Source organism: Microcystis sp. M44BS1 (assembly GCF_020244875.1).
GTDB classification, from domain to species: domain Bacteria; phylum Cyanobacteriota; class Cyanobacteriia; order Cyanobacteriales; family Microcystaceae; genus Microcystis; species Microcystis panniformis.
In genome coordinates, this window is sequence record NZ_JADBVM010000237.1 from 23,032 (window position 1) to 47,255 (window position 24,224).

23 protein-coding genes and 2 pseudogenes are annotated in these 24,224 nt (G+C 42.5%); 13 read left to right on the plus strand and 12 right to left on the minus strand.

Features of this window, described 5'->3' with window-relative positions; translation table 11 throughout:
• Positions 1-106: 106 nt before the first annotated feature.
• Positions 107-373, plus strand: coding sequence for a hypothetical protein (locus IM515_RS18365; protein ID WP_002771454.1), 267 nt, complete (start codon positions 107-109; stop codon positions 371-373).
• Here IM515_RS18365 and IM515_RS18370 read toward each other — a convergent pair.
• Positions 370-2,034, minus strand: a complete 1,665-nt coding sequence (locus tag IM515_RS18370) for a transglutaminase domain-containing protein (RefSeq protein WP_287627839.1) — start codon at positions 2,032-2,034, stop codon at positions 370-372. The genes IM515_RS18365 and IM515_RS18370 overlap by 4 nt on opposite strands.
• A gap of 112 nt (positions 2,035-2,146) precedes the next feature.
• Between IM515_RS18370 and cofG the strand changes: the two genes are divergently transcribed.
• The gene (cofG, locus tag IM515_RS18375) at positions 2,147-3,034 is read left to right on the plus strand and encodes a 7,8-didemethyl-8-hydroxy-5-deazariboflavin synthase subunit CofG (RefSeq protein ID WP_287627840.1); all 888 of its coding nucleotides are present in this window, start codon (positions 2,147-2,149) and stop codon (positions 3,032-3,034) included.
• A gap of 371 nt (positions 3,035-3,405) precedes the next feature.
• Positions 3,406-4,719 carry a cytosine deaminase gene (locus IM515_RS18380; RefSeq protein WP_287627841.1) on the plus strand — a complete coding sequence of 438 codons (1,314 nt, stop codon included), beginning with the start codon at positions 3,406-3,408 and terminating at the stop codon, positions 4,717-4,719.
• Here IM515_RS18380 and IM515_RS18385 read toward each other — a convergent pair.
• Positions 4,696-4,788: pseudogene (locus tag IM515_RS18385) on the minus strand (DUF952 domain-containing protein); the annotation flags it as partial. The gene IM515_RS18380 and the pseudogene IM515_RS18385 overlap by 24 nt on opposite strands.
• Positions 4,789-4,879: 91 nt before the next feature.
• The gene (locus IM515_RS18390) at positions 4,880-5,221 is read right to left on the minus strand and encodes a DUF952 domain-containing protein (RefSeq protein ID WP_287627842.1); all 342 of its coding nucleotides are present in this window, start codon (positions 5,219-5,221) and stop codon (positions 4,880-4,882) included.
• Positions 5,222-5,456: 235 nt separating this feature from the next.
• Here IM515_RS18390 and IM515_RS18395 point away from each other — a divergent pair, with 235 nt between their 5' ends.
• From IM515_RS18395 to IM515_RS18420, 6 genes are all read left to right on the plus strand, one after another.
• Positions 5,457-6,452: an L-lactate dehydrogenase gene (locus tag IM515_RS18395; protein ID WP_287627843.1), complete on the plus strand. Its 996-nt coding sequence runs from the start codon at positions 5,457-5,459 to the stop codon at positions 6,450-6,452.
• Between the two features lie 400 nt (positions 6,453-6,852).
• Positions 6,853-7,353: a DUF2726 domain-containing protein gene (locus IM515_RS18400; protein ID WP_002771463.1), complete on the plus strand. Its 501-nt coding sequence runs from the start codon at positions 6,853-6,855 to the stop codon at positions 7,351-7,353.
• Positions 7,354-7,635: 282 nt separating this feature from the next.
• A complete protein-coding gene (locus tag IM515_RS18405) occupies positions 7,636-8,211 on the plus strand; it encodes a DUF433 domain-containing protein (RefSeq protein ID WP_287627844.1) in 576 nt (191 codons plus the stop codon).
• Between the two features lie 34 nt (positions 8,212-8,245).
• Positions 8,246-8,545, plus strand: coding sequence for a DUF5615 family PIN-like protein (locus tag IM515_RS18410; RefSeq protein WP_265795647.1), 300 nt, complete (start codon positions 8,246-8,248; stop codon positions 8,543-8,545).
• A 256-nt stretch (positions 8,546-8,801) separates the two neighbouring features.
• Positions 8,802-9,095: a DUF433 domain-containing protein gene (locus IM515_RS18415; protein ID WP_002771469.1), complete on the plus strand. Its 294-nt coding sequence runs from the start codon at positions 8,802-8,804 to the stop codon at positions 9,093-9,095.
• A 20-nt stretch (positions 9,096-9,115) separates the two neighbouring features.
• A complete protein-coding gene (locus IM515_RS18420) occupies positions 9,116-9,436 on the plus strand; it encodes a DUF5615 family PIN-like protein (RefSeq protein ID WP_287627855.1) in 321 nt (106 codons plus the stop codon).
• Between the two features lie 134 nt (positions 9,437-9,570).
• On the opposite strand, the gene IM515_RS18425 is transcribed toward IM515_RS18420, so the two are convergent.
• Both IM515_RS18425 and IM515_RS18430 read right to left on the minus strand, forming a co-directional pair.
• Entirely contained in the window at positions 9,571-9,984 is a 414-nt protein-coding gene (locus IM515_RS18425) for a pepsin/retropepsin-like aspartic protease family protein (protein ID WP_002771473.1), read from the minus strand.
• Positions 9,977-10,198 (minus strand): hypothetical protein, encoded by a 222-nt coding sequence (locus tag IM515_RS18430; protein ID WP_002771475.1) that lies wholly within the window; start codon positions 10,196-10,198, stop codon positions 9,977-9,979. The genes IM515_RS18425 and IM515_RS18430 overlap by 8 nt, the downstream gene beginning before the upstream one ends.
• Positions 10,199-10,569: 371 nt before the next feature.
• On the opposite strand from IM515_RS18430, the gene IM515_RS18435 reads away from it, so the two are divergent.
• From IM515_RS18435 to IM515_RS18445, 3 genes are all read left to right on the plus strand, one after another.
• On the plus strand, positions 10,570-10,845 hold the full coding sequence (locus IM515_RS18435) for a hypothetical protein (protein WP_287627845.1): 276 nt from the start codon (positions 10,570-10,572) through the stop codon (positions 10,843-10,845).
• An 11-nt stretch (positions 10,846-10,856) separates the two neighbouring features.
• Complete coding sequence (locus IM515_RS18440; protein ID WP_287627846.1) at positions 10,857-11,207, plus strand: clan AA aspartic protease; 351 nt, start codon at positions 10,857-10,859, stop codon at positions 11,205-11,207.
• Between the two features lie 655 nt (positions 11,208-11,862).
• Complete coding sequence (locus IM515_RS18445) at positions 11,863-12,450, plus strand: hypothetical protein (protein WP_287627847.1); 588 nt, start codon at positions 11,863-11,865, stop codon at positions 12,448-12,450.
• 110 nt (positions 12,451-12,560) lie between these two features.
• Here the strand turns inward: IM515_RS18445 and tnpA are convergent, their stop codons facing one another.
• Positions 12,561-12,971 carry an IS200/IS605 family transposase gene (tnpA, locus tag IM515_RS18450; RefSeq protein WP_158199126.1) on the minus strand — a complete coding sequence of 137 codons (411 nt, stop codon included), beginning with the start codon at positions 12,969-12,971 and terminating at the stop codon, positions 12,561-12,563.
• Between the two features lie 78 nt (positions 12,972-13,049).
• On the opposite strand from tnpA, the pseudogene IM515_RS18455 reads away from it, so the two are divergent.
• A pseudogene (locus tag IM515_RS18455) lies at positions 13,050-14,345 on the plus strand (RNA-guided endonuclease InsQ/TnpB family protein).
• Positions 14,346-14,430: 85 nt separating this feature from the next.
• Here the strand turns inward: IM515_RS18455 and IM515_RS18460 are convergent.
• From IM515_RS18460 to IM515_RS18485, 6 genes are all read right to left on the minus strand, one after another.
• On the minus strand, positions 14,431-15,699 hold the full coding sequence (locus IM515_RS18460; protein WP_287627848.1) for a glycosyltransferase: 1,269 nt from the start codon (positions 15,697-15,699) through the stop codon (positions 14,431-14,433).
• Entirely contained in the window at positions 15,699-17,441 is a 1,743-nt protein-coding gene (locus IM515_RS18465; RefSeq protein ID WP_287627849.1) for an ABC transporter substrate-binding protein, read from the minus strand. The genes IM515_RS18460 and IM515_RS18465 overlap by 1 nt, the downstream gene beginning before the upstream one ends.
• A 199-nt stretch (positions 17,442-17,640) precedes the next feature.
• Positions 17,641-18,780, minus strand: a complete 1,140-nt coding sequence (locus tag IM515_RS18470) for a citrate synthase (protein ID WP_287627850.1) — start codon at positions 18,778-18,780, stop codon at positions 17,641-17,643.
• A gap of 289 nt (positions 18,781-19,069) precedes the next feature.
• Positions 19,070-19,744, minus strand: a complete 675-nt coding sequence (locus IM515_RS18475) for a Uma2 family endonuclease (RefSeq protein ID WP_287627852.1) — start codon at positions 19,742-19,744, stop codon at positions 19,070-19,072.
• A gap of 287 nt (positions 19,745-20,031) precedes the next feature.
• Positions 20,032-23,250: a type I restriction endonuclease subunit R gene (locus tag IM515_RS18480; protein WP_287627853.1), complete on the minus strand. Its 3,219-nt coding sequence runs from the start codon at positions 23,248-23,250 to the stop codon at positions 20,032-20,034.
• An 85-nt stretch (positions 23,251-23,335) separates the two neighbouring features.
• On the minus strand, positions 23,336-24,091 hold the full coding sequence (locus tag IM515_RS18485; protein WP_287627854.1) for a restriction endonuclease subunit S: 756 nt from the start codon (positions 24,089-24,091) through the stop codon (positions 23,336-23,338).
• Positions 24,092-24,224: the final 133 nt, after the last annotated feature.

The window sequence follows — 24,224 nt, forward strand, 5'->3', positions numbered from 1 at the left end:
AAGGGAAATTAATTTGACACGACTACTTAACAAATTATTGCGATAGCTTGCCATTAACTAATTTTCAGCGATAATCTAAAGTCAGAGTCCATCGGGAGATAAGATCATGAACTTTCGTCTAGTTCTATTTTCAGGCCTAGTAACGGCTTTAGTTGGTGCTGGTATCGGTTATGGCATTAGCCGCATTGAACGCAATCCCAGCCAAGTCAACTATAGAAATCCCCATCACTATCAAATCATCTATGGACGTTATTTTGCCGGTGCCGGGGCAGCCCTAGGCTTCTGTGTGGGTGCGGGTTTACAAATGGTCAAAGAACTCAAAGAAGAAAGAGATAGAGAAATGGGCATCCTAGATGATGGCTCAGAATTCTAGTCTTTTGGGGCTAATTCCTCAAGAATGATAAATTGAACGTGATTAATCGCTAAATCGCCGATGGGAACTTGGGTTTTTAACACCGGTTGTCCTTGACTGAGCATTCGTTCAAAGGGGATATCTTTGGCAATTTCCGTGTGATACCAAGCTAAACCCATAAAGAAACGATTGGGATAGGGACCGCCTTCAAAAATATCATCGGGATTGGACTCCATGGGAACCCAACCGATAGAGGGAAGATAAAATTCCATCCAGACGTGATTGTAATCCGGTTCGAGGGGTAAATTACGTTCGAGGGGATGGGGTGGGCATTTATAGCGTCCTACCGTGCGACAGGCAATACCATTGAGACGACACAAGGCCAATAATAAACCCACATATTCCCCACAGGAACCCACTCCGCGTCGCAGGGCAATATCAGGGGTGTCGATGTTGGGTTTGATACCGTAGGAAAGCTGATCATAGACGTAATTACGAATACTATAAACTTTTCTGAGGAGATTGGTTTCCCGACCGATCGCTTCTTCGGCAGCATTGAGGATAATTTCTGTATTCATGGCCAGATCATCATTATCGATCAAATAGCGATCGGGAAAATCGGCGGGTAAGGGGGGTAAATCTTCGCAATCTTGGGGAGTAATTTGGTATTTAATACCCCATACTTCTAAGACTACTTTCCACCCAAAAATATGACGTTGTTTGCTGGTTATTTGCTCGAACTTAAATACTGCCACCCGCTGCCCGTCCTGAATTTCTTCAATAAAAGGCAATCCCACCGCTTCGACGCTGCGAATTTTTTGCCGTGGTGTTTCTAAGGGTAAAGCGATGCGCCATTCCACATTTTTAAGTTCGATATTATAGAGGGGTTCCAATTCCTCGACGTAGGATAATTCAATCAGATAACCGTTAGAAAGGGTGTATTTTTTAGCGGGATCGTAGTGAAAATATAGAGGATGGACAAAAGTACGCGGACGATAACTAAGTTCGTGAACCTGTTCGGAATTGGGATTATCGCGGATACAGGGTTCTTGGAAAGTATATGCTACATATAATATATCCTTGCCACTGTTCGCATCGCGATAAAATGCTAATCCCGTCGGTGATTCAAAAGGAGTTATCATGCTAAAAAGCTGTTCTCCCGTGGCGCGATCAAGACAGTAAACCGTTTGTTCTAGGGTATCCGTTAGCCAAAGTTCTTCCCCGCGAATGGTGATATTTTCGATGCCGATACCCGGCGCGTATAAACGAGTAATTTCCTGTCCCGATTGGCGATCAAATATAAAGATTTGTCCAGAACGTTGACAAGTGACATAAATTGTGTTACCAGTTACGGCGACTCCGTTAGCGGTGTAGGGAAGACGGGTGAAAAATTTCGGGGTAAAATCTTCGAGAGTGCAGCAGTAGAGATTTTCGCGAGTAGTAAACCAGAGGTTATTTTGATCATCGATTGCCAATCCCGTCGTCCCGACGAATTCCTGCCAGCGATGGGAATTAAGTACGCTTGTATGACCAGTATCGAGGGCAATTTGGTATAAATAGCCGTTTTTTGCGTCGATGGCGATTAATTTGTCATCTTGAAATACAATTCCGTGCAGGGCCGTGGCGCTAATCGGACGAATCGTTTGACGATGGGAGGGAAGACTGGCAGGATCGAAAATCATAGGAGGAAACGAAAAGGGAGAGCGTTTTTAGGTGAATAAAACAGCAATTCTCCCCACGATAGCAAATTTTCTCGCCCTTGAATGCTCGTAATGAACTGCAATCCCGAAAAAAATGTCAAGAATTGTCACCTATAGTCCCTCTCATACCCTTGTACCTACCTACGAGTGTTTCAATCGTTGCAGTTATTGTAATTTTCGCAGGGATTTAGGCACTGATGGCTGGTTAAGTTTGGAAAAAGCCAAAGAGATTTTAACTGCTTTGCAGGGTTCGGAAATTACGGAAATTTTAATTCTTAGCGGCGAAGTTCATCCTTTAGCACCCAATCGAGAGTTATGGTTTCGGCATATTTATAATTTGGGAGAATTGGCTTTAAATATGGGTTTTTATCCCCATACCAATGCGGGGATTTTAACTTTTGCTGAGATGGAAAAACTAAAAAATGTCAATCTATCTATGGGCATAATGTTAGAACAAATGACGGTGAATTTATTAAATACTGTCCATCGTCAGGCTCCCAGTAAAGTGCCATCCCTGCGCTTAGAACAGTTACAATGGGCGGGAGAACTAGCAATTCCTTTTACCACGGGTTTATTATTAGGAATTGGTGAAAAAGAATGCGATCGCTTAGTGACCTTAGAAACTATTGCCGCTCTTCATCAACGTTGGGGACATATTCAAGAAGTAATCCTACAACCCTACAATCCGGGTAAAAGAGAACAGTGGCAAAATAATCCTTTTGATCTGCAAAAATTACCCGCTCTAGTTAGACAAGCTAGGGAAATTTTGCCCCCAGATATTGTCATTCAAATTCCCCCGAATCTAGTACCCGATCCTCTTTTTCTCTTGGATTGTTTAGCGGCAGGAGCGCGGGATTTAGGCGGTATTGGCCCTATCGATGAAGTGAATCCCGATTACCTCCATTTACACCCCGATAAACTAAAGGAATTTTTAGCAGTTTATGGCTGGGAATTAAAGCCGCGTCTGCCAGTTTATCAGTAATCAGTAAACAGGGAAAAGATAGCACTGTTAATGCCATTTAACACTCCTTACTTAATACCCCTTAATTGATTATTATTCATTCGACCGAGGCTGCATCTCATTTTTGTAAATCTAGCAATTGGGATTTTTACGGGGAAACTCTCGGCTAAGATCGGGCATTACTTCCGATTTTATCACTCAATCCAAGCTTTTGGGGGGTAGAACCCCCCAAACCCCGGAGCGCATTAGTTTTTCGGTGGGATGCTTACACGCAGCTGCTGATACATTTGTAATCATCTAAGAGTTACTGATAATTGCTGATTGTTGGTATTCCTGCAAATGTGAGATGCTCCTAACCCTAACAACAATTTTTGATTTTTACCAGAGGTCTTATGATTCCCTCAAGCGAGTGCTACTGGCTCAAAAATGCCCATATTCCCGTTTCCCTCCTAGAGAATGAGAGTTTTTCTCCCCAAACCTCCGAGGGATTAACCTTAGTTAATCTGGAAATTAATGACGGTAACATTAATCGCATCACCTCAACAATCCCCCCCGAAGATAATATTCCCGTTATCGACCTCAAAAAAAAGCTTGTTTTTCCTTGTTTTATCGATATGCACACCCATCTCGATAAAGGTCATAGTTGGCATCGTTGTCCTAACCATGATGGCACTTTTGACAGTGCCTTAAAAATGGTCCTAGAGGATTCCCGACGGGAGTGGCGCTTAGAGGATGTGTATCGTCGCATGGAATTCGGCGTTAAATGCAGTTATGCCCACGGAACCGCCGCTATTCGCACCCATATCGACTCTTTTGGTCAACAGGCACAGATTAGCTTAACCGCTTTGGGAGAATTGCAACGACAATGGGCCGGTAAAATCACCCTGCAAGCGGTTTCCCTAGTTTCCCTTGACTACTATCAAACCTCCGAGGGAGCGGCCTTAGCCGATAAAATTGCCGAATTTGGAGGCATATTAGGGGGAGTAGCCTACACAAATCCTGATTTACAGGCACAAATTGATATTACCTTCAAATTAGCCCAAGAAAGGGGCTTAAATCTCGATTTTCATCTAGATGAAAACGGCGACCCCGATTCTACCTGTTTAGCAGCGATCGCCCGTACTGCTATCAAAGAGCAATTTTCTGGACAAATCATCTGTGGTCACTGTTGCAGTTTAGCGGTACAATCCCCTGAAATAATCCAAGAAACCCTAAATTTAGTCAAAAATGCGGGCATTGCTATCGTTAGCTTGCCGATGTGCAATCTCTACCTACAGGATCGTCAAGAGGAAAAAACCCCCTTTTGGCGCGGGACAACTAAGATAAAAGAGATGAAAAAAGCGGGAATTCCGGTTGCTTTTGCCAGTGATAACTGTCGCGATCCCTTTTATGGTTTTGGGGATCACGATGGTTTAGAAGTCTTTACCCAAGCGGTGCGGATTGCTCACCTCGATACACCCTACGCTGACTGGGTAAATAGTGTCACCCTCACCCCAGCAAATCTGCTCGGATTGCCCCATTTAGGGCGCATTAAGACGGGTCTGGAGGCAAATTTGTTAATTTTCAAGGCTCGCTACTTTAGCGAGCTATTATCGCGACCACAGTGGGATCGCCTCGTGATTCGGCGCGGGTTGAGCATCGATACTACTCTCCCCGATTACCAAGAGTTAGATGATTTAGTTCTAGGAATTGAGCAACTCCTCTAGGGGTTTGACAAAAACTACCGATTCTAGGTTGATAGCACCGTAAATATGGGGAAAGGTCTCTTTTTCTAGATGAAAGTAGGTTGGGTTGAAGCATGAAACCCAACGCCCGATCATGTTACGCTACCGCTAACCCATCCTACAAATAATTGTGCATCCCTACTTAGGAATTGAGCAACTCCTGTAAAGGTTTGACAAAAACCACCGATTCTAGGTTGATAGCACCGTAAATATGGGGAAAGGTCTCTCTTTCTAGCTCTAAAGTGGCATTTTCTGGGTTAGGATGTTGGGGCTGCTCCCATTTAACCGGGGCCTGCAATTGTTCAGGAGAAATGGCTAAAACCAGCAAATCTGGCTGATTTTGATAAAAAGCGGCGACAACTTTCGGAATTTGTTCTAAGGTGGAACAATGGATAAATCCCTCATTTTTTAGGGAATGCGCCCGATATTCCCCCATTTCACGAGCTATTCGCCAACCTCTTTCCGTGGTGATGTGATAGATCATCGGTTCGCCTCCTAGTGTTACCTTATTCCTAATTTCAGGATATAGCCTGAAGCTGTCAGCGGCCCTCAATTCTCTTAAACTAGAGGTCAGGGAATAAAGACAAGGAATTTGTCCGACCACTTACCGGAAAAAAATTGCCGGTAACGTCCTCAAAATCTCTTTATAGTCTCCTTTTACCTGATATTAACCATTCCCCCTTAAAATGAGCTTACCGAGCCAGTAACTGCAAAAATCTATGCTAGATAAAATATTTACTCCCAATCCCTACGCTGAAAAACCCGCTCCTCTGCGTCCTCGCAAGGGGGTAATTATCGGTGTTGGTCAGGTGGGGATGGCCTGCGCTTACTCGATGTTAATTCAAGACTGTTTTGATGAATTAATTCTCCAGGATATCGCCACCGATAAAGTCGAGGGGGAAGTGATGGATTTAAGGCACGGAATGCCTTTTATTGAACCCACGGACTTGAAAATGGGAACCGTGGCCGATGTGGGACAAAATGCCGATGTGGTGATTATTACTGCTGGGGCCGCCCAAAAAGAGGGAGAAACCCGATTACATCTCCTTGGACGAAATGTGGCGATTTTTCGCCGTATTCTTGCGGATGTGGCTGTTTACTGCCCCAGTGCTTTAATTTTGGTGGTGAGTAATCCCGTCGATATCATGACCTATATTACCCTGAAAATAACCCATTTTCCGCCTTCTAGGGTGATTGGTTCGGGTACGGTGCTAGATTCTGCCCGTTTACGCTCTCTTTTATCCACCCAACTCCATGTAGATGCGCGTAACGTCCACGCTTATATTATCGGTGAACACGGGGATAGTGAGCTTGCTGTCTGGAGTTCGGCTAATATCGGAGGAGCAAGGTTATTAGAGGGAGATTGGCAGGATTTAAGCGCAACCGACCAAGAAAGCTTAACAGAAATTTTTCTTCAGGTTAAAAACGCCGCCTATGAAATTATCAAACGCAAGGGTTATACTAGCTATGCGATCGGTTTAGCTACCACGGATATCGTTAAAGCGATTTTACGTTCCCAAGAAAGAATTCTGACTATTAGCACTCTCCTCGATGGTCAATACGGTCTCAAAGATGTGTGTTTAAGTATTCCCTCGGTGGTTAACGAGAAAGGAGTCATAAAAACCCTGAATCTTGCTCTCAGTCCCAGAGAAACCCAACAGTTACATAATTCGGCCAAAATCATGCGCAATTTAATCGATCAACTCGAAATTTAACTTAGGGTTGGCTGAATAAATCTAAAAACATTGTTGGCTAAGATTTTTAGATTTTTCTGCCCTGAAAAAGTGCCGACCATAAGAGCGATCGAGGGGAAATTTTAGGCACTTTTTCCCCGAAAATTAGGTAATTGTGGGGTGGACTGAAGCAATTAGTCCTAGAATTCCCGAAAAGTCTATTTTATTTCAGTTTGTTGTTAGGAATCTACTTAAAAGAGTTTGTTTAATCTGGCTAATACGCTTTTGGTTATGATACGCGGAAAAGTTCTGGCGATCACGCCCAAATGGGGTGATATGCTGAAAGTTGACCCATATCGTTACTCTCAGAAGTGTTATACAGAAGGTTTCTGTATAATCAATGGTTAGACTTATTTATAATTGAGATGGAAGAAAGAAAATTATGGGATGGCTAATTCTATTAATTGTCATAACGGCACTTACTTTAACTATTATTGTTTTTATTAGTCCTCACTTTGTTGCTAGTAAAGGTTCCGATGTATCAAAGCAAAAATACTCTTATCAAATTCGTGGAACATTACTAACTCCATCTGAAATTAAGTTCTATCATGCTCTAAAGCAGGCAGTAGGGGATGAGTTCATCATTTTTAGCAAGGTTCGTGTTGCCGATGTTCTTACCCCTGAAAATGGTTTAAACAAAAGTCATTGGCAGCGTGCTTTCAATAAAATTTCAGCGAAACATTTTGATTTTGTTTTATGTAATCTAGAAGACTTAACAGTTGAAGCTGTTATCGAACTAGACGATAAGACTCATCAAAAGTCTGGTCGTACTGATCGAGATAACTTCTTGAATCAGGCAGCTCAATCATCAGCACTAAAAATGTTGCGATTTGCAGTCAAGCCCTCATATTCTATCTCGGAGATAAAATCTAAAATCCTCTGATTTTATCACGAATGGAAGTCTATCAACTCACGTTTCAAGTATTTGAAGAAGGCAGCGTAGCCGCTCTGGTAGAGTGTGTTAATGAAATCTAACACACCTCTTTTTTCTCTAGTCAAACTATTTTTGACTAATCTCGAATGCTAAGTCGTATCTGTAAAAACAAACATCAAAGGCAAGAAAAAAATTCATCTGTCCTAAGATTTGCAGAAAAGGTTTTTAGATTTATCGAGCAAACCCTAATTAGCGATAAAATGGCTGTGATCTTCAAATTTGACCTGTTATATGACTAATCGCTCAGAAGTTGAGTCGGCTATTAAGCAACTGCCAGAGAGTGAAGTCCGCGCTCTGGCAAACTGGCTTCAAGACTATCTTGATGAGATGTGGGATAGACAAATTGAAGCGGACCTAGCATCGGGAAAATTAGCTCCCCTCATCGCTCAGGCAGAAGAGGATATGGCAACCAACAACGTCAGAGATATTGATGAAGTCCTTCGCAACACCCCAGCCAAATTCCAAGTAACTTCTCCTCCTTTTCGTTGGGATGAAGCGGGAGGTATCCGTATAGGTTCGAGCCGAGTGACTCTCGATAGCATACTTGCCTCATACCACAACGGCTCCACTCCTGAAGAAATCGCTATTCAGTTTTCAGTTCTTCGTTTGGAAGATATATACAGTGCCATTGCTTATTATTTAAATCACCGTCAGGAAATTGACAGTTATTTGGAACAACGCGACCAACAAGCTCAACAACTAAGACAACAACTAACTCAAAAACACAACTTAGTCGATTTAAGACAGCGCTTGCTTGCTCGTTATCAGTCAAAAGGAGAGTCGAGGCAAAGTGCGCCTTCTAACTGACGAAAATTTTAATGGAGCCATCTTGCGTGGACTGGTGAGGCGTTTACCTGAATTAGATATAATTCGCGTCCAAGATGTAGGACTGATGAACACTGACGATCCAGATATTTTAGAATGGGCAGCTAATGAGGGACGCATCCTGCTCACCCATGATGTAGCCACTATTACGATGTATGCCTACAATCGTGTCAATCAAGGACTACCTATGACTGGAGTTGTTGAGGTGATCTCAAAAGCACCCATTGGTAAGATTCTTGATGATTTAGAACTATTTATTTGTTGTAGTGAACCTGAAGAATATGAAGGTCGGGTTCTTTTTATTCCTTTCGCTTGATGCAATCTCTATCATTTTCTACTCCAGAAATCTAAGTGACCTAACCGTTAGACCGCAAGACCGAAACTAAGTCAGTGTCGAGAGGAACATTTATGAAAATTAGATTTCTTTACCGCGTAGTTTCCATCAGAGTCCTAGGTTAGGTTGCCGAAAAAACATCTAGCCTAGGATTCCTCTAGCCACTAGATGCCATGATCAAGTCATGTCTGTCCCTGACTAAAATAGAATCAGCGATTTCCCTAAGAGACTTAATTCCATGACGATTATCACTCTTTCACGTTATGTCACCAGAAACAATGAGATTTTAGGTGGAGAGCCAATTATTGAAGGCACTCGCACATCTATTCGCGCAATCGTAGGTCTGTGGCGATTAGGTGTGATGCCAGAGGAAATTCCAACTCATTTACCTCATTTGACCTTAGCACAAGTGTTCGATGCCTTGAGTTTTTATTTGGATCATCAAGCAGAAATTAACGAGTACATTGAGCGCAACCAAGTCCCCGATGAGTTGGTGCATCCTTCTGTAAAGGCTGCTTTGGGTGAGCTATGAGCATATTTGCTTCGCTTTACATGGACGAAGATATGTCAGCGTTAGTTGCAACACTTCTGCGTTCTCGTGGTTTAGATGTCACCAATGTTCCTGAGCAGTCAACTTTAGGCAAAACTGACAGCGAACAATTAGAATTTGCAGCTTCTTTAGGTAGATGTCTTGTAACCCACAACCGGGTTGATTTTGAACGATTGCATCTTCAATTCATAGAGGAAGGCAGAGAACATTGTGGAATTATTGTTGTCCCTCAGAAAACTGCCTACGAGGTCGTGCAACGGGTTGGTATTTTAGTTAACACTTTGACTGTTGATAGTATTAATAATCAGTTACTATACGCATGATTTCTCCGCAAACTTACACTCTAAGCAGAAGCCAGCTAACAAGTCGATGAAGCGGCAATGTTCTAGTTCATCCATCGCCGCTCTGGTAGAGTGTGTTAATGAAATCTAACACACCTCTTTTTTCTCTAGTCAAACTATTTTTGACTAATCTCGAATGCTAAATCGTATCTGTAAAAACAGACATCAAAGGCAAGAAAGAAGTTCATCTGTCCTAGTATTAGCGGCGCATATTTATCTTGTGTCCAAGCAAAGGCTAAATCTACGGTGGGGAATTGCTCAACAGTAGCTTTAACAACCAATGCACGAGCTTCAAATCTAGCTAAATTACCTCCTAATGGCAGAGATAGCCTTTGGTTTTCCCAGACTGCACCTAAAGCTAAACCCATTTCATAAGGCAACACATTAACACTAGAACCAGTATCCAAGAGACCCGAAACATTCAAGGATTGACTTTGATAAGTTAATGTCAATGGTAAATAAGGAAGCGCACTTAATGCACCAAGACTAGGATCTACCTCAGTGAAAGCAAATCTTACCTTATTAGCCATGAGTCAATTCTTGTTTCTCTTTTAATGCTTGAGCAAGAATGGCGGCAGCCTCAAAAGAGTCATGTAAACCTTGTCTAGAGAGATCATCTTGAATAGACATCGGTACAATACCAGAATCCTTGAGCAACTCGGCTACAAGAAAGTTAAGTAATAAGAGCTTATCGGAGTAAGACAATTGCTTTAGTAGGGGCGCAAATTGAGTAGTTGTCAGCATGGATTCAAGAAAGTTACGGATTTTGACTTTCTGTACTTTGTCTGAGTATAACACCACCTTTGCGCTAATCCCTGCCCGAAAAGCAGGCTAACTTTGCCGTTGGACAGAAATTACAGCGATCGCTGTAGGGTGCGTTCCCTAATGTGGCTCCTACTGCTCCACTAATAGATTTTTGGGGAACGCACCATGCACATTTATACTAAATCCGGTTATTGAAAACTGATTATTTATTCCCCTTTGCCTTTTGCCTCTTGCATGAGCAGAAAACGGGTTTCTCGGAGAAACCCGTTTTCTGTGCCTTACTCAACGGATTTAGTATGAGATATTATAGAGAGGTCTCCAGAAGTCAAATCGCCATCGGGAGTTAGTATATGCAAGCAATCCTTTTAAGCCGTGAAGAAGTTGCTCAACGTGCAGAGAAACTGTACGAAAGCAGAATCCGCCAAGAGGTGGAAGTTGAAGAAAACATTGGCAAGATGGTCATCATTGACATTGAAACAGGTGACTACAAAGTTGATAAAAATGGCTTACACGCTGCTGACTTATTGAGCGAGAAACACCCCCATGCTCGGCTCTTTGGGATCAAAATTGGCTACAACGTTGCTGCCGCTTTTGGTGGGGGTATCAGGTCGCGTGTAGTTAAGTGATTTCAGGTATTGTGGCTAATGGACACCCGCTCATCACTATCCCATTTCGGATTCCAAATCGCGCTGACTTTCCGATTGAGTTTGTAGTAGATACAGGATTTACAGATGAGCTTTGTTTACCACCCGAAGCAGTAGCATTACTGAATCTTCCTTTCAGGTATGATATGCGTGCGAATTTAGCAGACAACAGCCAGGTAATGCTGCCTCTTCACAAAGCAATTATTATCTGGAATGGTGAGGAGCGAGAAACTCGTGTATTTGCCACAGGAAGGCGACCTTTGGTTGGAACTGCTTTGTTAGATAGTCATGAGCTTGTGATCCAATTTACGGAAGGTGGGTTGGTAACAATTGACGAATTGTAGTTCTCAGCATTAGCGCAAACGCAGGCTAAGTCGTATCTGTAAAAACAAACATCAAAGGCAAGAAAGAAGTTCATCTGTCCTAAGATTTGCAGAAAAGGTTTTTAGATTTATCCAGCAAACCCTAATTAGCGATAAAATGGCTGTAATCTTCAAATTTGGCCTTTTATATGACTAATCGCTTGAGATAGCTGTAGGGTGCGTTCCCTATTGTGGCTCCTGCTGCTCCACTAATAGATTTTGGGGAACGCACCATGCACATCAATTGAAGCAGTGAGTCTAAATGCGATACCGAAAGCACTGGGTAGCACCCCTAGATGGGGTTGGAGGGATTGCTTTAGGGCGCTATACTGGTTTATAGGGTCTTCGAGATTAGGTCGAAGTCTATAGGGCAAAAAAATATAAGCTAGGAGATTACGTTGGGATGAAGTATTGTAAAGTTTCAATACAAATATAGTCAGATATAGTCAGGCATGGTAATATATAGACATGAAACTATCAGACTATGCAAAAAAAGCAGGAATAAGTTATCGAAGTCTATACTGATAGTTTCTTCTTTCAAAATAGTCCTAAAAGTCTTGCCCAGTAAGCATTTAACCTTACATAAGCAAGAATTATCACACAAAGTCGAGAAGAGCCCAACGCCTTACCATTAATCATGGATAAAGCGATAGATATTGAAGTAGTTAGAACTGAAGCACTAAGAAAGCTAGGCAGAAATATAGTTAATTTTTCAAAGATTGAAGATATTTTAAAGTATCTACTTTCAGTGACTCAGATCCAGGGATTATCAACATCAACTCGTAACCAGTTCGTTGACAATCATGAGAGATTTCGTAAGCACACATTAGGTAAACTGGTTCAGAAATTACATGACACTGTGCTAGTGGATGATATTCAGTCTGAAGCTCAACTAGACTCTTCTGAGTTAGGTATGTCTTTGTCATTTAAGGTTTCCTATAGTGACTCAGATTTCTTAACTGCTCAGAAACAGGCTCTCTCAATCATTGTGTTGGAACGAAACAAGTTGATTCATCAAGATTTAGCGCTACTCGATACTAGCTCTATAGAAGACTATTATAAGTTAATCAGTCTTTTAGATGAACAAAACCCTCGATTATTAGCTCATCTTGAAGAGCTTGGGTGGATGCTAACCTCATTTATAGAGGGACTAAAAGACCTTCAATCGTTCATTAAATCACCAGACTTTCACCAGTTTATACACTCTAGCCAATCCGATGCCTAACAAGCGCGTGTATAGGGAACGGCGGCAGACACGAAAAAAGACGGGAGCTTGGTAGCCCCGTCGTTTCAACACGGGGCGGAAAAGCGATGCGAGCGGATTTATCCGCCGTCCTAATGTCTGTCATGATGTGGGTCATTAATATAAGCCATTACTTTTGCTGTACTAACTTTACCAGAAGTGTCATAAAAATAGCTTTTTGTCCAAAGAGAGGGTAGTTTTGTTAATTCTGGAAATTCTTCTCTTAGCATTCTTGAACTTCTTCCTTTAAAAGCCTTGACCACTTCAGATATAGCTGTTTTCTCATCATATTCTACTAACAAGTGAACATGATCTGGGGCTATCTCTTTAGCCTTAATAATCCAACCTTTATCAGATGCAACCGATTCCAAGATTGTTGCTAATCTTAGTTTAATGTCGCCCCTTAGCACTGGCTTACGACGTTTGGGAATCCAAACTAAGTGAATAGTTGCAAGCCCTACCGAATGGTTGTTGTGTCTATATCCAAACGAATCTTTTCTCATATATACTGGTTGATAGCTTGACAGTAAACAACCAATAGGTTAACATGAATATTATTCCGTTAGCAGGAGTAAATTAAATTGTTTGGATGCCAGCAAGGTTTAATTAAAGCAGACAAAGAGACAAGAGCAATTATTGAATATCTATGTCGTGAGTCGAATAGTTTATACAATTGTTCTGTTTATTATGCTCGTCAAATTTGGTTTAAGACGGGTAAGATTGTTACTGGATTTGATCTGACAAAAGAAATGAAGTTTAATCCTCACTTTAAGCCTGGATATGCTTCGTCAATGCAGCAAACTTGCTTAAATGTTGGTGAATACTTTAAATCTTTTAAGAAACTTTTAAAAAAGTCTATTAAAGGAGAGTTAAATCAAAAGCCTAATGTCCCGAAGTATCGTAAAAGCGGAGGATTGTTTACGGTTACTTATCCTAAAAAATGGTTAAAGTTAATCGAGGGCAAAATAAGGTTCCCTCTAGGAGAGCAAGTTAGAGCGTGGTTTGGATTAACAGAATTTTTTCTGCCTTTTCCTGTTAATTTAAAATGGGAATTAATTAAAGAAGTCAGAATAGTTCCTAGAAATACTTGTCTTTATGCAGAATTTGTTTATCAACAAATACATTGTGAACTCAAAGAGGGGTGAAGCCTACCGACGCATCTTGACTCAACCAAGGTACTAGGGATAGATCACGGATTAAATAATTGGTTAACTTGTGTTTCTAATATTGAAACCAGCTTTATTATTGATGGAAAACATCTTAAATCGGTTAACCAATGGTACAACAAACAAATAGCGACATTGAAAGAAGGAAAACCTCAAGGATTTTGGTCAAGAACTTTAGCTCATGTCACCGAAAAACGTAATCAACAAATGAGAGATGCCGTTAATAAAGCAGCCAGAATAGTAATCAATCATTGTCTTATCCATGGCATTGGTACTATTGTTTTTGGCTGGAATCAAGGTCAGAAAAGCGAGTCAAATATGGGGGCGAAAAATAATCAAAAGTTTGTACAAATTCCCACAGCTAAACTTAAGGAAAGAATTGTTCAACTTTGCGAACAATACGACATTAAGTTTGTTGAGACGGAAGAAAGTTATACCTCAAAAGCTTCTTTTTTGGACAATGCGAAGCTCCCTAAATATGGTGAAAAACCCGACGGGTGGCAGTCTTCAGGAAAACGAATTAAGCGCGGTTTATATCGTACTGCTGATAATTGGTTAGTCAATGCCGATTGTAACGGCGGCGCAAATATTCTAAGAAAAGTAAAGACAATGCTTAAATTAGATTTGAGCAGAGTTACTAGAGGCATCTTGACAATGCCCATCAGAATTAGATTTTGGTCTAATTCTGTGCTAGAATCCGCGTCGCTTTAGCGCGCAGAGTGTCAATATCGGTTATGATGCAGACAGTTGGTCACACCCTGTCCCCAGGAAAAACTTTTTCAGCAGACCCTAGCTATTATACCGATGGGACTGGTTGGCCGGTAGAAATGGCTTTTTCGACGATATCGGCGGCCATTTTCACTCCTCCTGTCTTCTGTAGCGCTTTTTGCATTCTCAGGGCATTTTCTCGGTAACTGGGGAAGGATAACACCTTTTCAATGGCCTTTCGTAAACGGGGAACTTCTAGACGGGAAATCGGTATCACTTCCCCTGTCCCCGACCATTTTATCCGAGCAGATACCCCCGGTTGGTCGTTAGTGATGGGAATGGCCACCATCGGTACAGCTTGGGCAAGAGATTCTAGGGTAGTATTTAAGCCTGCGTGGGTGATAGTAAGAGAGGCTCTGGTTAAAAGCTCTAATTGGGGAGCGTAGGGAACAACTAGGGCGTTTTTGGTCGTTATTTGAATGTTAGAGTCGCTATTGCCCAAGGATAAAACTAATTGTACCGGCAAATCGGCACAGGCTTCAGCGATCGCATTAAAGGCCGATTGTAGGCGATTTTGAATTGTACCGAGGGAAGCATAAATCAAGGGTTGTCCGGTTAATTTTTCGTAGGGAAAAGGAATCGTTTTTCTGGTGGAGGAATCGTGAAAGGGGCCAGTAAAGTGAAAGTGAGCGGGTAAATTTGACCGAGGAAACTCAAATTCGGCGGGTTGTTGGCTAATTTGAGCAAGGAGAGAATAGCGTTGATTGATGTTTTGATAGGGAATTAACCCCCATTCTTGACGCTGCTGGTTGATTAACTCATTCAGAGGACGCGTCAGAGAGTCAAGGAGTTTATAGCCAATTTTATTGCGAATAACCCCGATAAATGAGGGATTATAGTCCCAAGTGGTCATAAAGGGCGGAATAAGCGGATCACGATTTAAAACCAATGCCCCGGCAAAACTGACAAAGGGAATAGCTAATTTTTCTGCGATTGTACCCCCTGAGGGGGAGACTTGATCGACAATTAGGGCATCAATTCCCAGGCGACGCATCTCTTGAGGGATAGTTTCAAAGAGGGTCGCTGTAGAATTAGTAACTAATTCTACCGTGCGTCGGACGGCGGCTGTTCCCTGTAATTGACCAATTTCGGCTAAACTTTTGGCTGATGTGCCTTTCGGATATTTGTCGGGTGCAATTGCCTGAAAATCTAAGCCAGCTGCTTGCACCATTTCTTCACCATCAAGAGTTAAAAAACAGGTAACTTTATGACCGCGTTTTTGTAACTCTTTTCCTAAAGGTAGGAGAGGATTAATATGTCCAGAAGCGGTGGGACAAAGAATGCCAAAATGAGTCATTAAACACCTCCACAGGTTTTCTTTAATTCTTCTAGATTCCAGAATGCACCACCCAAGGCGGAGAATTGTATTCCTTCAAAGCAGTTACGCACGGCCCCCAAAGCGAGGGGATTGACAAGATAAATAAACGGGACGTATTCCTGTTGAAGTTGTTGAATTTCATTATAGATAACTTTGCGCTTCTCAAAGTCTAATTCTTGGGAACCCTTGACGTATAAATCGGCGATTTTTTTCTCCCAATCCGCCGCTTGCCAGCCTTGAATTGGAGGACTACCCGGTTGAGGTTGTTGGTTAAAAGCGTGGAGATTTCCATCTACATACCAAATATTAGGGGCGTGGGGTTCATTATCGCCGGTAAAACCTAAAATATGTGCTTCCCAATCTAGACTATTACTCAGTTTATCAACTAAATTACTAAAAGCGATCGCTTGAAAATCCACTTGAATTCCTATTGCGGCTAAATCATTTTTAATTTGCGCCCCAATTGCTTCCCGGATTTTGTTACCTGCATTAGTAATCAGGTTAAATCTAACGGGATTATTATCGGCATCGACTAGCAGATTATCACTATTATACTTAAATCCGGCCTCTAATAATAATTCTTTGGCTTTTTCGGGATTATAATCGTAACCTTTCAGGTTTTTATCGTAAAAAGGCGATTGAATAGAAATAAAAGAATTTTGTTCTTGTCCTAACCCTCGATAGATATCATCAATCATTCTTTGACGATTAATGCCGTAGGCAATAGCTTGGCGGAAATTTAAGTTATTAAACCACCTGGATTTAATCGGCTCTACTAGGGGTTTTCCGTTGCGTTTGCCTTGGTTGAGATTAAAACTGATAAATTGGGTTCCGTAGGCAGGTCCCCCATTAAAAATAGTGAAATTGCCTCTTTCTTCTTCGGTTTTTAGGAGGGAGAAAAATTCGGGAGTTACCCCAATAGAATCTAAACTTCCCGAACGAAATTGCAGTAAAGTTGTATCCTGAGATTCAACAATTGCCCAAATTACTGAAGTTATATGGGGTAATTGTTGTCCCTGGGCATCTTTTTTCCAATAGTAATGGTTATTCTCAAAAATAATCCTTTGTCCCGTGATATATTCTTTGAGTTTATAAGCACCATTAAAAACAATTTTATCGGGAGGAGTATCTAACCCCCAAGTGGAGAGAAATTCCAACCTACCATCGGGGCTTTTTTTCTGAATAGCTTTCTCTAAAGCGTGTTTAGGTAAAATCGGTGAACTGACAGCATCTAAAAAAGGAGCAAAAGGTTCGGGTAGTTTAAATTCGATTCGGCGATTATCTAGTTTAGTGATAACGGGGAATTCTTTTTTTAATCCTATTCTTAAACTATCGCGGTAGTTGTTGGGAATATCAGGATTTAGATATAAGTCTTTATAGGTAAAAACCACGTCATCAACCGTTAAGGGTTGACCATCCGACCATTTTAAACCCTCTCTCATAGTAAAAATAATGCTCAAATTATCATCGGAAATCGTCCAAGATTCTGCTAAGACTGGTTCTTTTTTGCCAGTAATGGGATTTTCTGTTAATAGTCCTTCGTAGGTTAAACCAAAAATATTCGGGGATTCGGCCGATAAAACAGCATTAAAGGTTTTTGGGTCACTTAATACCGATATGACCACTTGATTGCGTCTAACTGGATTACCACAAGCAGTTAGGGAAATCAGCAATAAACAAGAAATTAAAAATACCGTTAATCTGCGCCAAAATTTCACCATAATCTTTAATATTTTTCTGTCTGACTAACTTAGAAGTAAAGACCTTGTCTTATTATATACACCGAAACTGACCAAGGTGAAAGCCGCTGGACTGTTTCCTTGCTCCATAAATATAACAGGAAATGAGACAAAAAATCTCGCCTAGGTGAGGTTGACAAAGGCGAGAAACCGTGTTTCCATTAAGAGTGTGAGATAAAATCTAAGAACGTTGTTTGATCGGTGTATAGGGGACTTCGTGTTGTCCGGTGTAGATTTGGGTAGGACGGAAAATGCGGTTAGCATTTAATTGTTCTTTCCAGTGGGCCAACCAACCGGCCACCCGGGAGATGGCAAAAATCGGGGTAAATAAATCATTGGGGATGCCTAATTTCCGATAGACCAATCCCGAATAGAAATCCACATTAGGATAGATACCTTTTTCGCCGTAGATATCCACCATTGCCTGTTCTAATTCTAGGGCGATATCGTAGTATTCATCGGAACCTAATTCCGCGAATAATTGTTCGGCAAGATTTTGTAAAATCGTCGCCCGGGGATCCTTAACTTTATATACCCGGTGTCCAAAACCCATAACTTTTTGTTTATTGGCGATACATTTTTCCACATAGGGACGAACATTAGCCACCGAACCGATTTCCTCTAACATTAACAATACTTCCTCGTTTGCCCCACCGTGGAGGGGACCGGCGAGAGTTCCCACTGCTGAAGCGATGACACCGTAGGGGTCGGTTAAAGTGGAAGCCGTCACCATGGCCGAAAAAGTCGAGGCATTCATGGTATGTTCAGCGTGGAGAGTCAAACAGACATCGAAAACCTTCGCCGCTAAATCCGTCGGTCGTTTTTCCGTCAACATATAGAGGAAATTGGCCGCATAATCAAGACTATCATTGGGCTGAATGGGATGATTACCTTTGCGAATCAATTGAAACGCCGCCACCATAGTGGGGATTTTCGCTAATAGCCGCACTACTGCCTGACGGATATATTCGGGATTATCCAGGGCCCGCCGGGCATAGTATAAACCTAAAGCCGCCGCCGAAGTTTGTAGCGCATCCATGGGATGGCCTTTTTCGGGGAAGCATTTCATCATGTCTTCGATACGGTACTTGATGCGTCGATGATAACGGATTTCCTCGGCAAATTCTTCCAGTTCCGCCTCCGTGGGCAGAACACCCCAGATAAGGAGATAGGCGGTTTCGAGGAAGGTACTTTTTTCGGCGAGTTCCTCAATCCGAATGCCCCGATACTCTAAGATTCCCTTTTGCCCATCCACAAAGCTGATACTCGATTGGGCGGCGGGAATTCCTTCTAAACCTGGCCGATATTCACAAACTGTCATAGTTCTACTTTCCGTGGCGAAGATTAAGCCCTAACGCTAACTTACTTGATCTTTCCACCCTTACCGAAATTTTATAGAAATTCTTCGGTTCTGCCTCTCCCGTTCAGGATTGGGGAGAAGTGGACGGAAATTACCCCTATTTAGCGATTGCTTCGTCGATTTAGTCAACCCTGCCCTAGCGCATTTTTTCTGGGCTTACTGTTGCGACTCTAGCTAGAGGACTTGATATTTATCTACTTTCATTGTAGCGAGACTATCTCGATCGATTGAGTCGATCGAGCATTTTTTTTTAAATTTCTTCGGGACTAATATTTAATTCCCGCAGTTTTGCCGCCAATCGTTCGGCCCGTTGTCGTTCCGTTTCGGCCCGTTGTCGTTCCGTTTCGGCCCGTTGTCGTTCTTGGTTGTAACTGGTGAAAGGTTGACCATCGGGATAATACAAGAGTAACTCTGGTTGGGCTAACTGAAAACGGATGCCCAAGCGAGGACTGACCCAATTATCGAGATTTTCCAGACTTTCGAGCCGATTTTCCCGACGAATACAGCCACCCAAATCATTTTTATCGGGATTATAAATGTAGTATTCTTCCACACCATAACGGTCATAAAACAGTAGTTTTCTGGTCATTTCCGTTTGGGTATTACCCGGAGAGAGAATTTCAAAAACCACTTGCGGGGGGATATTTTCTTCTTTCCACTGTTGATAGGAACCTCTTTCGCCTTTTGGTCTGCCAAAAGCTACCATGACATCGGGTGCTTGTCGAGTCTTATTATCTCCCTCCACGGGATACCAGAGTAAATCACCGGCGACAAAAACATCGGCATCATTGGCAAATAACCAGTCTAAATTCGCTTTAATCGTCGTAATCCAGCGAAATTGTCTTGTATTGTCGGCCATCGGTTTACCATCGCTATCGGGATAGACGATTGTGGTTTTCGGGGTGTCGTCCAGTTGTCTAACCATTGCTTAACCCTAGAATTTCGTCTTTGCTTCTTAATAGTATAACCTTACTACAAAAAATCGGATCAAATATTTAGGGTTTGCGGCAAAAAGTACGGGCGAAGCATTCGGGGAATAACCTATCGGTGAAACCGTAGATTTTCTATCCGAATGCTTCGCCCCTACAGGACGCGGGCCGATGAAGACGCAAACATTTCACATTTATTCAGCAAACCCTATTTAGGGACGGTGATGATTATCAGAGCTAAAATCAGCAACTTCGGAAAAGCGAAATATGGACAGTCCAGAATCTAGGCAGCCGCGCTGTAATAAGGCGAAGGCAGACTCGGATAAACTCGCAGGATGTGACGGAAGACTTCTTCCGTTTTTTCTTCCACTTCTTCGTCCGTGTAGAGATCGACGGGTAAACCAGTATTATCGCTGTATAAAAAGTTGTGAATAGTAGTTTTAACCTCCGCCCGACTGGATTCTTTATCTGGCCAACGATCGATCTTTAGTTTCTCTTGTTTTAGGGTTTCCAAAAGCCGCGTGGCGATCTGTTTAATTTTTTCAATTTCTTGCGGTGATAGATTCTCTTTGGTTAAAAGGTCGAACAGGGCCAGGGATTCCTCGTCTAATCCCTCGCTAACCGCCCGTTGGGACTCTCGATCGAGTTCCTGAATGAATTCTAATAAGGCCTCGAAGGTCTTTTCGATCGCCACCCGATCCTTCTCGAAATTATAATCAGCGATGATCTGCTCGTAATGTTCTTGAAAGTTCGTCCGTTGCAGATTCTGCTCGAGCATTGTTCGGAGACGGTTTTCGATGGCGTTTTTGAGAGTTTGGACGGTGGTATTCTTACGATCGCTATTGGCGAATTCCTGTTTCAGACGCTCGAAGTTGATTTTACTGATGTTGTACAGTGGGGTATCATCGGCCCTCGCTTCGGTGGTTACATCGATCGCCCCGTCGATTACCGATCGCATTTCCAAGAGAATTTCCCCGATGTCTATTTTCTCCCGATCACCTTGAATGCACTTATAGATCAGTTTAATCGTGTCGTGAGCCGGACGGTAGTGATTAACCGATGGCTGATTAAGACAGGCCTTAAAAAGATGGAAGACCTCTTGAGAGAGGAGTCCAAAATTTTGTCGGGCCTGATCACTTCGATTGATCGCTTCCTTCGCGTCGTTAATAGCTTTATTGAAGGCAAAACTAGGTATTTTATATTCGAGGAGTGCGTCTAGGGATGCGTTACTTTCCCCCAAAAATTCTTTAACTGCCTCGATCGATCGGGCCAATTCATCCAGTAAATTTTCTTGCGGTTTCGTGGGGTCGAGACTAAGATGGTCTTCCCTGCGTCCCTGATCGGAAATTTGGGCGAGATCGGCGAGAGCTTGGCGGAGATTTTTGAGGATTCCGCAGTAATCCACGATTAAACCGTTAGTTTTGCCCTCGTTAACCCGGTTAGCACGAGCGATCGCTTGCATGAGCGTATGAGCTTTTAGGGGTTTATCGAGGTAGAGGGTGGAGAGGGAGGGAACATCGAAACCGGTCAACCACATGGCGCAGACGATGGCGATCCGAAAGGGGTGATCGGCTTGTTTAAAGGCATTTTCTGGGCTGATCCTTGTACCGTCCGCCAGTTCAAAGCCGTTTTTGATTATACTGCGATGGCTGGTAATATCTAACCCTTGTTTCTGGAATTTGTCGATCTCTCCCTGTTCCTCGCTGACGATCACGGCCGTTAGGGTTGCTTCCATCCATTGAATCTGACGCTGACGATAGTTTTCCTCTTGGTCATCGGTAATTTTTTTGAGGTCTTTTTTCAGTTGTTGGATTTTTTCGCTCCAGTAACGATCGATCAGGTTATGCAGCTTGACACAGGTGAGCTTGTCGATACAAATCACCATGGCTTTGCCTGTTTCCCAAGCGGTGCTGTAATGTTCAACGAAATCACGGGCCAGCGCCTCTAACCGCTGCGGGGCCGTCAGGATGTAGTAATCCCTTCTTAATTCCCTTTCTAAACGGTCTTCTATCTCGACATTTTCGATCTCTAACTCTTCGATTTTGGCGGCGATCTGTTCGTTGAGGTCGTTGACGGCGATCGAGAGTTTATCACCCCTTGCATCATAGTAGAGGGGAACGGTAGCTTTATCCTCGACCGCTCTCTGGAAGTCGTAGGTGGAGACATAATCCCCGAAATAGCGTTTAGTGATCTCGTCGTTGCTGACTAGAGGGGTGCCGGTAAAACCGATAAAACCAGCGCCCGGAAGTGCAGCCCGGAGGTTGCTGGCCAGGGTTCCGTACTGGGTTCGGTGGGCTTCGTCGCTGATAATGATGATATCGTTTCGGGAGTTGTAGGGTTGGTCGGGATTGACGGTTTGGTTGAATTTCTGGATGAGGGTGAAAATATAGGCTTTATGCTCTCCCAGAAGACTCTGCAAGTGTTCGTTACTGGAAGCTTGGCAGAGTTCTTGCTCGTTATTGGTCAATCCGGAACCGGCAAAGGTATAGTAGATCTGTTTATCTAGATCTTCGCGATCGGTACAGATAACAAAGGTATAGTTTGCGCCTAGTTTACGGCGAATTTTGCGGGTGAAAAAAACCATAGAATAGCTTTTTCCGGAGCCTTGGGTATGCCAGAAAACCCCTAGTTTGTTATCTTTTATCCCACCCTCCCGCCATCTTTTCACAGAATCGATCGCTTGATTAACCCCCAGAAACTGGTGATTTCGGGCGATAATCTTGCAGGTTTTGCCAGTGGAGTTATCGAAAAGGATATAATTTTCTAACAGATCGATAAAGTTATTTTTATCGCAGACTCCTTTTAGCATGGTTTCCATATCGACAATGCCGGGGTCACTCTCGGCCAGGCGTTTCCATGAATGAAAGTGTTCGTATTTGCCGCAGAAACTACCTATTTTCGCGTCTATGCCATTAACTAAAATCGCAAAGGCGTTATAGGCGAATAGATGGGGGATAGTACGGATATACTTCGATAAATTCTCGTCGTAGGCCGCTTTTAGGTCGCGGTTGAGGTTTTTCGCTTCTAGGAAGAGTAGGGGAATGCCGTTAACAAAACCTACCAAATCCGTGCGACAGAGGTAGATTTCCCCCTGTATCCACAGTTCTCGAACCGCTAGAAAATGGTTATTGCTGGGTTGGTCAAAATCAAGGATTTTTAGGGTTTGTCTAATTAGCTCTCCTTTGGCGTTGCGGTAGCTCACCTGTACTCCATCGAGAAGGAGTTGATGTTTCTCTTGATTGGTGACGAGAAGGGTTTGACTAGAGTTGATTTCTTCGATTTGGAGAATGGCAGAATTATAGGCTTCTTCGGGAAGATTGGGGTTAAATTCTCGTAATTTCTGTTTTAGGTAGCGTTTGAGGATAACTTCTTTCTGATTTTGCCGTCCGAGCAGGCTGTTTTCACCGTAATCCTCTTCATTATAAGCATAGACACTCTGCCAACCAAGTTGATCTCGCAGACAGTTGGCGGTGAGTTCTTGTACTTTATCCTCGGTGGTCATAGGGTCGATTGTGCGGGGGAGTGGTTTATTTTATTAATATTGCCAATTTTCAGGGATTTTTACAGGTGCGATCGATCTTTCGCCTCTACACCTCGATCTCTCCATTCATAAGTTTCGGAAGTAGTATGTCACGCGCTTGTTTTAGTTTTTGATTATACCGATCAAGAAAATGAATTTGGGTATAGATCGGATTGGCGAAAGCGAGAAAAAGAGATTTCAATGTACAAGACGGACATAAAACCTTAATTTTATGAATATCATTACGATTCAGAGTAGGAACTGCCGCACCAGCATTATATTGTTCTAAATGTAAATTCTCTAAAAGATGAAGTGCAAATACCGCATCAACTTTAATAAAATCTTTAACATACAGTGTTGTATTAAGCGGCCAGAAATCTTCCGCAATATACATAACTTTGCCTAAAGAACCACTTCGACCTGTCACTATACCCGGTGCTTGAACTTTAGCCTTTTCATGATAACCATTAATACCGGTTGATGCAAAAATAGGATATTGTCCGTGAGTTCTTTTTGCACTAGGAAGATCGAATCCTCTTTGTAAGGTTAGAACCTCACCTAGTTTTAATCTCTCCCACCCTTCAGGAATACCATCGATAATCGGGGTGTGTTCGTGTCCGGGGAAGCGTAAACGGACGAACCATTCCTTGTAAAGTAAGCGGGCTGAACGTTCTAATAACTCGATGCGGCGGCGATTATTTTCGATTAAATCATCATATTTGGAGAGGATATCGGCGATTTTTTGTTGAATGGGAAGGGGTGGAATTTTTACTTTAATTTTTTTTAAAATAGCTTGAGTGGTTCTTCGGTTTGTCTTATGCAATGGACGGGGTTATAAGGAATGAAACCTTTATAGAGACAGACATTGCCGCAATTTTTGTCAATTGTTTGCGATCTGGAGCGAACTAATCAATTAAATCTCTTGCCAGATAAGGATTGAGTCGATTTATGCCCCC